The organism is Vibrio marinisediminis (genome assembly GCF_014050145.1).
GTDB classification, from domain to species: Bacteria; Pseudomonadota; Gammaproteobacteria; order Enterobacterales; family Vibrionaceae; genus Vibrio; species Vibrio marinisediminis.
Genome location: NZ_JACFYF010000002.1, coordinates 428896 through 441768 on the forward strand (window position 1 = coordinate 428896; position 12873 = coordinate 441768).

The following is a 12873-nucleotide window of genomic DNA, read 5'->3' on the forward strand; positions in this document are numbered from 1 at the left end:
GGGGTCAACTCGCGCCCCAAAATTGCGCTTTAATCTTGTGCGTACTCCCAGCACGTCATGCACTCTTTAAAAGTGACACAATTACGATTCTTGCTTTTCGACTCATACAAAGCCTCGTCAGCAGCTTCCGCAAGATAGCGAGAGGATAAGTGTCGAGTCGGCAAAATAGAACTTACACCAAAACTGGCAGTGACAATTTCTCTTCCTGAAGCTTCATTGTGGGGGATACGTAGTTCGCTGATAACTTTTCTTACCCGCTCAGCCACAAGTTCAGCCCCCTGTGGATCTGTATCAGGCAACACAATCGCGAACTCTTCGCCGCCAACACGCGCTATACGGTCAAGCTCGCGCAATTCCATTTGACGCAGCGCCTTCGCCACACTTCGCAAGCAATCATCGCCTAAATGGTGCCCAAAGCTATCGTTATAGAGCTTAAAGTGGTCAATATCGAGCATGATTAGCGAGAGTGAGGTTTCAGTTCTTGATGCTCTTTCCCACTCCTCTGAGAAAATCTCTTCAAAGCGACGCTTATTATATAGCCCGGTCAATCCATCAGTGGTTGATAACATCAACAACTGCTCGTTAGTCTCTTCAAGTTGTTGCTGCAACTCTTCTAACTCGGCTAACTTCTGATCAAACTCTATAGTTTTACGGCGCAACGCTTCTTTTTGCTCATATAGTTCGATAAACACACGCACTTTACCGTTAAATACTATCGGCTCAAGCGGCTTAAACATGTAATCAACTGCGCCTGACTCATAGCCTCTGAAGATTTGTGTTTCTGCTTTGGAACGAGCCGTTACAAAAATAATTGGAATCGACTTAGTTTTTTTGTTGCCACGCAGCAACTCTGCAACTTCATAGCCATCCATGCCCGGCATTTGTACATCTAGTAGCACCAAAGCAAAATCGTAATCAAGTGTATGAGCAAGTGCTTCGGCACCTGACGTCGCACGAACAATATCGAGATTAAATGGCTCTAATAGTGCTTCCAAGGTAATTAAATTTTCAGGACGGTCATCCACAATCAAGACACTAGGACGTTTCGTCATTTCAACACTCACATATGCTGTTTAAAAATTCACCCATTCTTTCCAAAGGAATTATATGGTCTACGTTAACAGCATCAATTGCTGCTTGCGGCATAGCCTGAGCTTCTGCGGTTTCCACCGACTGCACAACAGCCATACCTCCTTTTTCTTTGATTCGCTGTAACCCTTGCGCACCATCTGAATTAGCCCCGGTCAACACAACACCGATAAGCTCTTTGCCAAAATAATCAGCCGCAGTTTCAAACAGTACATCAATGGACGGTCGAGAATAATTCACTGGCGCGTCAATAGAGAGCGCTACCGAACCATCCACTTCGACCATCATGTGGTAGTTCGGCGGGGCAATATATAAAATACCTCGACGTATTGGCTCTTTATCTTCCCCTTCTTTAACACGCAGGCTGGAGCGGTGCTCAAAATGGGTCGCCAAATAGCTTTCAACATTAGGGCTGATATGCTGAACTAACAACACTGGAAGACAAAAACTTGGTTTTAAGTTTTTAAGAATCTCTTCCATTGCCAATAGTCCGCCAGCAGAAGCGCCAATAACGACGGCACGATACACCGTATTACCGCAATTCACACTCATACCGCCCCCTCAATCGTTATAAACAGTTCGTTTTTTTCGATAGATTTTTTCTCGTTCACACACTAATTCAAATCTGTCGGCAATCGCTGAAAAACGCAAACTCTCTTTAGAACCAAGACATAAAAAGCCACCGGGTACTAAGCTGTCATAAAACAGCTGAAACACTTTGTTTTGCAATTCACGATTAAAGTAGATCAGCACATTTCGGCAGAATATAACGTTCATTTCACCAAAAACCCCGTCGGTGGCGAGGTTGTGCGGTGTAAAGAGCACTCGCTCTCGCAAACGGCTCTGCATAATCACATGATCATAGTCAGCAAGATAATAATCAGAAAACGAGTGTGTACCACCAGCCGCTTGGTAATTAGTGGTGTACTGACGCACTAAATCCATTGGGTAAATACCTTTCTGCGCTTTCTCTAAAATCGCCTCATTAAAGTCTGTTGCATAGAGCTGAGCTCGCTCCGTCATGCATTCTTCTTCAAGAAGAATGCTCATTGAATACACTTCTTGCCCTGCAGAGCAGCCCGCATGCCACACTTTAACAAAAGGGTAAGTTTGCAGATGAGGCAAAACGACTTCTCTGACTTTTTTATAAAACCAAGGGTCGCGAAACATTTCGGTGACGTTGATCGAGAGATCAAGTAAGACTTGCTCAAAAAAACTCGGTTCATAAATGACTTTGTGCTGCATTTCTGAGTAGTTTTTCATCCCTTCAAGAGCACGGCGATACTCAAGCCTACGCCGAGTATGGGCAACCGAATACTCGCGAAAATCGTAACCATACTTAAGATAAATTGCCTCAAGAAACAGCTTTATCTCTAACTGTTCGTCGTCTATTTCGATGACATCACTCATATCAGTACAACCATACTCTCATCATTGAAATTAGCTTGTCGGTATCAATCGGCTTTGCCAAATAGTCACTCGCACCCGCTTCAATACATTTGCTTCTGTCACCTTTCATCGCTTTTGCTGTCAACGCGATGATCGGCAGTGATGTGTATTTCTTCTGCTTCCTAATCTCTTGCATGGCTTCATAGCCATCCATCTTCGGCATCATGATGTCCATCAACACCAAATTGATGTCTGGGTTGTCTTTCAGCTTATCTAAGCTTTCGCTACCATCGCGCGCAATGGTGACATTCATACCCTTGTCTTCCAGTACATTAGACAGCGCAAATACGTTCCTCATGTCATCATCAACCAAAAGGATGTGCTTATCTTTGAGTATCGATTCCTTATCATGTACTGCTTTTAGAATACCGCGTTGCTCCGCTGGTAACTCCGCTTCTACTCGATGCAAAAACAGCGCTGACTCATCCAGTAATCTCTCTGGCGATTTCACACCTTTAATAATGATGCTTTCCGCGTATTGGTTAAGCTCTTTCTCTTCTTCGCGTGATAGCTCTCGTCCGGTATAGACAATGATCGGTACTCGTGCTGCCGTTTCACTACGACGAATATGTTCGAGCAGATCAAAACCCGTCATATCCTCTAAACCAAGGTCGAGGACCATGCAGTCATAATTATGTGACTCGAGCTCTGCTAGAGCATCTTTGCCGGTAGAGACCGCGACGATATGAACGTCATCCTCACCGATTAATTGCCTGATGCTGTCGCGTTGAATGTCATCATCTTCCACAACAAGCAAACGCTTCACTGGCTTAGAGATAATATTTTCAATACTAGTGAAAGCGTTATCGAGCTTTTTCATATCAACGGGTTTAGTGAGATAACCAATCGCCCCCATTCGCATGGCATCAAGATTGGCATCATTCGCTGACATAAAGTGCACTGGAATGTGTCGAACAGCAGGATTATCTTTAAGTCTCTCCATCACTGTCCAGCCATCAATCCCCGGCAAGCCAATATCTAAAATAATCGCACTCGGCTTGTAGTACTCGGCAAAATGCAAACCGGTTTCACCAGTTTCAGCCACAATGCACTTAAAGCCACGCTCACGCCCAAAATCACGCATCACACCTGCAAATGCACGATCGTCTTCGATGATCAGCAAGGTTTTATCTTCTGCGACAATGCTTTGGCGATCATCATCAACATAATTGTCATTTCTCAATATCGTCGGTTCGGGCACCTTGCCATTTAAACTGGCAGGCTTACTTTCTACACCATTTATCTGCTGAGGGGGAACGAGTTGCGGTTCATCTTCTTGTGGCAAAATTTTCACGATCGGAGTCAAAGAGGATTCAGACGAGTCTTGCTGGCTTTGCTTATTTACGTACTCCAAAGGCAACACAATAGTGAAAACACTGCCTTTGCGCTCTTCACTTTTCAGTGAGATCATTCCACCCAACAGGTGAGCCAATTCTTTAGAAATTGAAAGCCCTAACCCGGTGCCTCCATATTTTCGACTGGTGCTGCCATCAGCTTGCTGGAAGGCTTGGAAAATGGCTAGTTGCTGCTCTTCCTTAATACCAATGCCGTCATCTTTAACATGAAAAGCCACCAATGACTCTCTAGGTTTATTCATCCGTTCGGCGATTTCAGGTGACGGCAAGGCCACGCTAAGTGACACAGAACCCTCATGGGTGAACTTAAACGCATTGGTTAGTAAGTTACGCAAAATTTGTTGCAAACGCTGTGAGTCAGTCTCAATCCCATTGGGTAAATTGCTCGCGATAGAAACGGAGAAATCGAGCCCTTTGTCCGCTGCAATGTCTTTATAGAGACGGTTAATATCTTGCTCGATGGCAATGAATGGCACATCTTCGATGTGCAGTTCTACCTTGCCGGCTTCCACTTTGGAAAGATCCAATATTTCGTTGATCAGAGATAGCAGATCGGAGCCTGAAGAGTTTATCGCCTTAGCTGACTCAATCTGTTTGGTATTCAAATTACCATCTTTGTTATTGGCAAATAATTGCGAAAGGATCAGAATACTATTGAGCGGTGTTCTAAGTTCATGCGACATATTGGCAAGAAACTCAGACTTATATTTACTGGCAATTTCCAGCTCTTTCGCCTTCTCTTCTACAATTTGCTGTGCATGGTTCAGCTCATTATTTTTCTCAAGCATCTCGACCTTCTGATCTTCTAATGCTCGGGTTCGCTCTTCAAGTTCCTCGTTGGTCACTCGCAATTCTTCTTGTTGCGCTTGCAGTTCTGCCTCTGATTCTTTGAGAACCTTAGTTTGCTCTTCAAGCTCTTCATTGGTCACTCGTAACTCTTCTTGCTGAGTTTGCAAGGCACTTTCTGACTCGCGTAGTGCTGCAGCTTGTTCTTCAAGATCATCATTAGCCTGAGACAAATTCAGTTGCTGCTGCTGAGATTGTTCTAGCAACTTGCCGATCGTCTCGCGGGCATTAGCGGCATCAAACACAACCGCCGCATTGGCACACGCTTCATTGACATAACGTTTTTGCAGTTGAGTAAACGGCGTCAATGAACCGAGTAATACCACACCAATCAAGTGAGAATCGGTTACTAACGGAATCGACATAAAATTAGAGGGTGTAATCTCACCTGCACCGTAATTGAGTGAAGGAGCATTGTGCGTAATATCCGAATAAGCAATGATTTCTTGCTCAACTGCAGCTTGCCCCACCATGCCTTCACCAAGCTCAATCACATTAAAATTGCCACTTCGGTCTTGAAAAGCATAACTTGAAGTTAACGTCAGTTGCTTTGTCTTCTCATCAAAAAGATACAATGCTCCAAGCTCACTGTTCATGTGCTTGGTAAAGAAAGAGACAAAACGTTTTGCGAGCTCAGCGAGAGTTAAATCACCACGTAATTGATCATCTAGGTTTTCTTTGCCGGTTTTCAACCAATCAAGATCGGTTAGCTGTACCGCCATATCGTTAAGCGCATCTGAGAGCTGCCCCAGCTCATCTCGACGATCAAGTTGTAACGTTGAATTGAGTTTGCCTGATGCAATGTCATTGGCAAATCCCATACCTTGCAGCAGAGGTTCAGTCACTGATTTGGCGAATTTCATCGCAACTAAACCCACCACGACAACCAATATCAGTGAAGCAAACAGCAAAGTAATATAGAGAAAGTAAATTGGCTGCGTGACTTCATCTTGGTCGATTTTTGAAATCATATACCAATGGTGACCAGGCACAGGGATCTTGCTATAAGTGATGAGAACCTTTTTTCCGGCACTATCAACGTAGGTATTATGCCCACCTTGATCACCTGCGGCTTTAGCGTCGGTCCAATAAGGCAAGTCATTTGGCAAACGAAAACCAACCACGTACTGCCCATCACCCATCGATACAACGTCGCTTCTTAGTTCAAATTTTCCGCTGACTCTATTTACACCAATAAGGTAAGACTCACCGGTTTCACCCAAACCAACTCGTGAATCAAGAATTTGATTAATGAGTCGAGGTAATATTTTGACTACAAGAACAGCATCAAGCTCTCCATTATCCATTTCCATTGGCACAGCGATATACGAGACTTGCCCTTGTTCATATTCGCTAAAAGCAAAATCTGAAAACACCGACTTATTATTTAACTCAACGTCAGCCCAAGCTCGGTTCAGAGCAACGTCCATTCCCTTATTACGAACAACAGAAGAACCGACACGCTGAGGGTCACTATAAGAATATAAAATATTCCCTTCTTTGGCGCTAAGGAGTAACAAGTCGCTATAACCGTAATTATCGATGAACTTCTTAACTAAAGAACTATAGGTATTGGTACGATTAATTCGCTCCTCAACATCGATTAGTGCGGACAATGACGACATATTGTCACTGTGAGCAAACATCTCTACATCTATAATTCGTTCAGAGAAGAACTCTTTAATTTCATTACTTCTTAATAGTTGAATCGAGCTCAATTCACTAAATGATTTTTCAATTAGCGCGTTAGAGGCGATCTTTCCGTTGAATAACGTTGCGGCGAGTAACGGCACAACGCCGAAAAACATCAAAATGAAGACTAATTTGGTTTGAATTCGAATGTCAGAAAACTTGGGCATATAAAAACAACAATTTTATTAACATTTATATCGAATTCTTACAAAGTAACAGCCTATTCTCAATTACGGAGCACTCTCCTTTTGATGCAAATCATACGAATTGATGATATATCAACCAAACTTATGCACTTGAGCGCGTTTCATAATGTTCATTAAGAAGTAGCGTTGTAACAAAGTGAGTGCCTGAGCGGCTCACCGCCTCTGCCGCTCTTTATCGAGTAATGCTCGTTTGCGCTCTAGCCCCCAGCGATAGCCGCCCAGTGAGCCGTCACTTCTCAACACTCGGTGGCAGGGTACCAACACCCCGATTGGATTTTTGCCGCAAGCCGTACCTACCGCTCGGACTGCTTTTGGGTTGTCGATATGCTCAGCGACTTCGCCATAACTCATCACATCACCTTCTTTGATGCTAAGTAGAAATGACCAAACTTTGATCTGGAAAGCGGTCCCGCGAATATCAAGTGGCACGTCGGGTCTTGGGGCGCCTTCACTTATATACCGATCTAAAGCATCCATCCAATGATCCAACTCTGGGTCATTTTGTGCGGCAGAAAGGAGAAGGTCAGCATGAGGGAATTCTTTCGACAATAAGCCGACTAATGAATCTTCATCGTCACCAAACTGTACACTACAGACACCCTTTTCTGTTGCCGCCATAATCATGCATCCAAGGACGGTGTTTCGACAGGCATAATGGATAATTTCACCCTCTCCCCCTGCCCGATAAGCCTTTGGCGTCATGCCAATATTGCGCATTGATTCACCATATATTCGGCTTATCGAACCAAACCCAGAAGAATAAATGGCATCGGTCACCGCACCACCTTCTTTCAATGAACGCTTAAAATGGCGCATTCGAACTGCATTCTGATATTGCTTAGGAGAGACGCCAAATACCTCCTTAAATACTCTTTGCAATCGAGATGGAGAAAGCTCTGCAATATCTCCCAATTGGGATAACGTTATTTTATCTTCTATGTGCTCTTCAATATAACGTGCTACTTCAATCAGCTTTTGAGTTCGCGTATTTTCGCCGGCAGGACAACAACGTTTACACGGTCGAAATCCTGCCTGTATTGCCGATTCAATATCCGCAAAAAAGCGTAGATTTTCTAAATTTGCAGATTTAGTAGAGCAAGAAGGAATACAAAAAACCCCCGTCGTAATAACGCCGTAATAAAACTGACCGTCAAAGGATTTGTCTCTATTTTTTATTGCTTCAATCATCGCTTTATCAGATGGAATCGACATAGTTTTATTCTCTAGCTAGCTCATAACACCACCATCTCATCACATATTAATATGATCTTCTATCCGATTCTTGCTGAATAATTGGAGGTAGATCATCAAAAAGAAATCGAATATGACGCAATATTCGGATGTTCTGAAAAATTCGAGTTCGTTAGCATGAGCCCAATAGATAAATACAAAGAATGGAATTGGCAATGACATATTCAATCACCAATACGATGAGCGCTAAAGCGTGGGCGATGCTCATTTTACTTTCCATCATATGGGGAGGGTCATTCTTCTTCATTGGTACCGCAGTGAGTGAACTCCCACCATTAACGATTGTGGCTCTCAGAGTGGGCATTGCCACCATAGTATTGTGGGCAATTGTCTTCATGGTTGGGCTTCGCCCGCCCAAGGACCCTAACATATGGCTGGCTTTTCTCGGCATGGGGCTATTAAACAATGTCATTCCATTCGCGCTGATTGTTTGGGGGCAAACTCAAATAGCCTCAGGGCTTGCCGCCATCCTTAACGCCTCTGCACCTATTTTTGCGGTCGTGGTGGCAGGGTTGCTACTCCCTGATGAACGCCCAACTCCACTAAAATTATTGGGTGTATGTATCGCATTCATTGGTGTCGTCGTCATTATCGGCGTACCCGCGATGAACGGTGAAGGTAAGCTGCTTCCTCAGCTTGCAGTGGTTGCAGCGGCACTGTTTTATGCCTTTGGTGGTGTGTATGGTCGTCGATTTAAAACCCTAAGAGTCGATCCGATTATCACGGCAGCAGGGCAAGTAACGGGCTCCACTATCATACTGCTTCCTATCACTTTAGTTGTCGATGGACCGATCGATTTAATGGCGACCAGTAGCCATGTATGGGCAGCGATTACGGCACTGGCGGTGCTCTCTACCGCGATAGCTTATGTTCTCTATTTTAAAATTCTTGATCTAGCCGGTGCGACCAATGTATTGCTGGTGACATTATTGGTGCCTGTTTCCGCCGTTTTACTTGGTTGTGCATTCCTTAACGAGTCTTTAGGCTGGGTTCACTTAGCCGGCATGTTGTTAATCGCACTTGGCTTATCAGCTATTGATGGACGACTCTGGCAACGTGTAAAGCCAGAATCAGTCAAGCCTTTAACATCTAAACCTTAGTATTATTCGATGAATATTTAACAAAAAGACCCGAGTGATTGCACTCGGGTCTTGCTAATAGAAACCATTGATAGCCGTATAAGTTACACCACTTCTAAAATGATTTTCTCTAGTTTATCTAGACCTTCACTCAGCACTTCTTGCTCAATCGTCAGTGGTGGAAGCAAGCGGATCACATTGCCTTTAACACCACAAGAAAGCAGAATTAAACCGTTTTCTTGCGCCTTACTAATAATAGTTTTAGTCACTTCTTGCAAAGGCTGACCAGATTGCGGATCCGTGAACTCAATAGCCATCATCGCACCCGTGGTACGAACTTCGCCAATCGCGGGTACTGACTGTTGTAGCTTCGTCATTCGAGAGTAAACCACTTCACCAATGCCCATCGCTTTAGCGCATAAATCATCTTCTTCAATGATTTTAAGTACTTCTAAACCCGCTACACACGCGAGTGGCGAACCAGCATAAGTACCACCTAAACCACCAGCTGCGGCTGAATCCATAACCTCAGATTTACCCACTACTGCAGAAATTGGAAAACCACCTGCAATACCTTTCGCCATGGTGACCATATCTGGTTCAATACCTAAATATTCCGTAGCAAACATTTTACCCGTACGAGCAAAGCCGGTTTGAATTTCATCCGCAATCAGCATAATGCCGTGCTTATCGCAGATCTCACGCAGACCTTGAGCAAATTCCGCAGGCGCTTGGTAGAAACCACCTTCACCTTGCACTGGCTCAAAGATGATCGCGGCAACACGTGACGCTTCGATATCGCAAGCAAACAGATCTTCTACCGCTTGCAGGCTTTGCTCAACACTGATGCCATGAAACTCATTTGGGTAAGGGGCATGGAAAATTTCACTCGGGAAAGGACCAAAGCCAGCCTTATATGGTGCCACTTTACCTGTTAACCCCATGGTTAAGTTGGTACGGCCATGGAAGCCACCTTTAAAAGCGATTGCGCCACTGCGACCTGTATGCGCACGCGCAATTTTAATCGCATTTTCAACCGCTTCTGCACCGGTAGTTAAGAAGATTGCCTTCTTATCACTTTCTCCCGGCGCAGCTTTTGTCAGCTTCTCTGCCAACTCGATAAATGAGGCGTAAGGCGTAACCAGCGCACAAGTATGAGAGAAGTTATCTAATTGTGCTTTCACCGCTTCACTAATACGTTGATTTGAATGACCCGTATTAGTGACTGCAATGCCAGCGGCAAAATCGATATATTTATTGCCCTCTACATCCCACACATGTGCGTTTTCTGCTTTTTCCACATAAAGCGGATACAGTGCGCCCATGCCTTGAGCAATGACTTGGCTTCTTCTTTGGTGCAGTTGTTGATTGGTCATCATCATTTCCTTGAGTTTATTGCCTTTACTAATACGAGCTAAATGCCTCTTTCTATTTGGGCACTTACTTACTGGTTGTATCGCGATTTTTGCACCGAACTATCGACTTGGTTGGTTGCATCGCTATTGTTTTTACTTCACGACAAACACTGAGCAATGTGAATGTCGTACGATTTTCGCTGCGTTGGAGCCAAGCAGATATGAGCGCAGCTTAGGCTTCGCAGATGCCATGACTATTGCGTCTACATTCGATTTCTTGGCCTGTAACACCACTTCGTCAAATACCACTCCACAACGCACAATACTCTTGCCGCGATGTGGCTTGGGTACTAACTGTTCTAACATCGTCTGTACGCTATCAAACGCACTTTGATGCTGCGCTGAAAAAGCAGTACCCGAAGCTGTCGGCACCATACTGCGATGAACGCGAGCTTCATCGACATACAGCATGTCAATCACCCCATCTTCCGCGATCAGTTTTAGCGCCAAATTGACTTCTCTCTTCACTACCTCTGGGTAGGCGAGATCAACGGGCATTAAGATACGTTGTAAACTCATATCAATTTACTCCCATCACTTTGTTGGGTAGCCACATCACCACTTCTGGGAACAACATACACATCACCAGCACGCACAATTTGAGCAAAATAAACGGTAGAATAGAGCGGTAAATATCCATCATGCTGACGCCTGGCGGGGCAATACCTTTCAAATAGAACAAGGCAAAACCATAAGGCGGTGTTTGTACCGCAATCTCAATGTTCAATATCATCAAAATGCCAAACCAGATAGGGTCATAACCGAGCGATACCACAATTGGCGTGAACAACGGTGCGCACATCAACACAATGATCAGTTCATCGATAATGAACCCGAGCAACAACATGATGACTTGCAGTAAGATGATCACCCCAAGCGGCGGTAACCCAAGATCTTGCGTAATTTGTGCCACCATGTTTTGTACACCACTGAGCATGTGGAAGTTACTAAACAGTGATGCGCCAAGAATGATCCACATCGACACGCTGACCAGCATTGCCGTTTCAAACCCCGACGATTTGAACATCTCAAAACGAAAACGCTTAAAGATAATTGCTAGAAAAAGCGCCCCGACAACGCCAATCGCACCCGACTCTGTTGGCGTGGCAATGCCGGTAATTATGCTGCCTAATACGGCAACGATCAGCAGCAAAGAAAATACGCCGTCACGCGCGGTTCTCACCTTTTCTTTACCCGTCATTTTGCTTTCACTGCCCGTCCCGAGCGGCGCTCTCTCAGGGTTCAGCTTACAACTGATGATCACATAGCTGATGAGTAGCGTAATTGAGATCAGCGCCGGGATAATCGCAGCTAAAAACATGCGACCTACTGAATTTTGCGTGGTTGCCGCGTACATAATCATGGGAATACTAGGCGGGATCAGGATACCTAACCCCCCACCAGCCATGATCACACCAAGCGCCAAACGCTTATCGTAACCTCGCTCAAGCATTGGCTTAAGGGCAATACTTCCCGAGGTCATAATACCCGCACCGATAATGCCAACCATTGCACCAATCATCGAACAGACACCAATCACGCTGATCGCCAGCGAGCCTCTCAAGCGCCCAATCAACATTTGGCTGGCATTGAACATCGCATCACCGATACCCGAACGCGTCAGTAGCTGCCCCATGTAGATGTACAAAGGGATTGCTAACAAAATAAAACTAAAAAAGTTACTCTCAATGGTGGTTGGGACTAGGTTGAAGATGCCTTCACCCCACGTTAGATACCCCATCCCCATCGCGATACCACCCAAAGCGAGCCCAACTGGCGCGCCTAAGGCAAAGCTAAATAAAATACAGCCAATCAATAACAACGTTAGAACTTCAATACTCATACATCCCCCGCTTGTTCGATCAGCGTGTCTTGTTGTTCACTCTCTTCTGGTTCTTGTTCGATAAGAGTTTTACCCGTGAATAGGTAATAAATGTCTTGCACCATGTCGCTGGTAAATTGGACGACAAACGAGCCTGTAGCGACCATCATCATCACCCAGAAATGCGCCATGGATGGTGCCCATTCAGATTGGCGTCGGTAATTAAACTCAAGTGCTTCTTCAAACTTGCCGAATGACATCATCAGCACCACCGAAAGGAAGAAAATCGCCAACGAGTATGAAACGAGATTGAACAGTGAGCGCACCCGCATTGACACTGAAAGGTAAAGCACATCAACGTTGATATGCGCTTTGTTTTGCTGCGCCAGTGCGCCACCAAGAGCGGCGATATAACCAAATAAGAATAGCGACACGTCATAAGCCCAGATCGTCGGTTCACCAAGCACATAACGAGAAAAAACTTCAAAAGCGACAGTGGCAGCAAGGAGTGGCATGAGTATCGAAGCAGAAAAGCCAATCCAATACACTAAGCGATTAATTCCCTGACAATAAGCCGTTAATACTTTTCTCAACATACACATCATCCCTGCCAGCATAAAAAGAAAGGGGGGCTCGCCCCCCTCTGGTTTGCGATTTAAATACGCATTC

General features: G+C 44.8%; 10 protein-coding genes. 1 reads left to right on the top strand and 9 read right to left on the bottom strand.

What is annotated here, in order from left to right:
- Positions 1 to 29: 29 nt before the first annotated feature.
- The 5 genes from H2O73_RS06130 to H2O73_RS06150 form a co-directional block, all read right to left on the bottom strand.
- Positions 30 to 1052: a GGDEF domain-containing response regulator gene (locus H2O73_RS06130; RefSeq protein WP_182107654.1), complete on the bottom strand. Its 1023-nt coding sequence runs from the start codon at positions 1050 to 1052 to the stop codon at positions 30 to 32.
- 1 nt (position 1053) lies between these two features.
- Complete coding sequence (locus H2O73_RS06135; protein WP_182107656.1) at positions 1054 to 1641, bottom strand: chemotaxis protein CheB; 588 nt, start codon at positions 1639 to 1641, stop codon at positions 1054 to 1056.
- Positions 1642 to 1650: 9 nt separating this feature from the next.
- The gene (locus H2O73_RS06140) at positions 1651 to 2499 is read right to left on the bottom strand and encodes a CheR family methyltransferase (RefSeq protein WP_182107658.1); all 849 of its coding nucleotides are present in this window, start codon (positions 2497 to 2499) and stop codon (positions 1651 to 1653) included.
- 1 nt (position 2500) lies between these two features.
- Positions 2501 to 6598: a response regulator gene (locus H2O73_RS06145; protein WP_182107660.1), complete on the bottom strand. Its 4098-nt coding sequence runs from the start codon at positions 6596 to 6598 to the stop codon at positions 2501 to 2503.
- Between the two features lie 192 nt (positions 6599 to 6790).
- Positions 6791 to 7849 (bottom strand): bifunctional transcriptional activator/DNA repair enzyme AdaA, encoded by a 1059-nt coding sequence (locus tag H2O73_RS06150; protein WP_182107662.1) that lies wholly within the window; start codon positions 7847 to 7849, stop codon positions 6791 to 6793.
- A gap of 194 nt (positions 7850 to 8043) precedes the next feature.
- On the opposite strand from H2O73_RS06150, the gene H2O73_RS06155 reads away from it, so the two are divergent.
- Positions 8044 to 8988, top strand: coding sequence for a DMT family transporter (locus H2O73_RS06155; RefSeq protein ID WP_182107664.1), 945 nt, complete (start codon positions 8044 to 8046; stop codon positions 8986 to 8988).
- Between the two features lie 83 nt (positions 8989 to 9071).
- Here the strand turns inward: H2O73_RS06155 and gabT are convergent, their stop codons facing one another.
- From gabT to H2O73_RS06175, 4 genes are all read right to left on the bottom strand, one after another.
- On the bottom strand, positions 9072 to 10343 hold the full coding sequence (gabT, locus tag H2O73_RS06160; RefSeq protein WP_182107666.1) for a 4-aminobutyrate--2-oxoglutarate transaminase: 1272 nt from the start codon (positions 10341 to 10343) through the stop codon (positions 9072 to 9074).
- Positions 10344 to 10475: 132 nt separating this feature from the next.
- Positions 10476 to 10901, bottom strand: coding sequence for a universal stress protein (locus H2O73_RS06165; protein ID WP_182107668.1), 426 nt, complete (start codon positions 10899 to 10901; stop codon positions 10476 to 10478).
- Between the two features lies 1 nt (position 10902).
- Positions 10903 to 12225 carry a TRAP transporter large permease gene (locus H2O73_RS06170; protein WP_182107670.1) on the bottom strand — a complete coding sequence of 441 codons (1323 nt, stop codon included), beginning with the start codon at positions 12223 to 12225 and terminating at the stop codon, positions 10903 to 10905.
- Complete coding sequence (locus H2O73_RS06175) at positions 12222 to 12800, bottom strand: TRAP transporter small permease subunit (RefSeq protein ID WP_182107672.1); 579 nt, start codon at positions 12798 to 12800, stop codon at positions 12222 to 12224. Before H2O73_RS06175 ends, H2O73_RS06170 begins: the two co-directional genes overlap by 4 nt.
- Between the last annotated feature and the right edge of the window lie 73 nt (positions 12801 to 12873).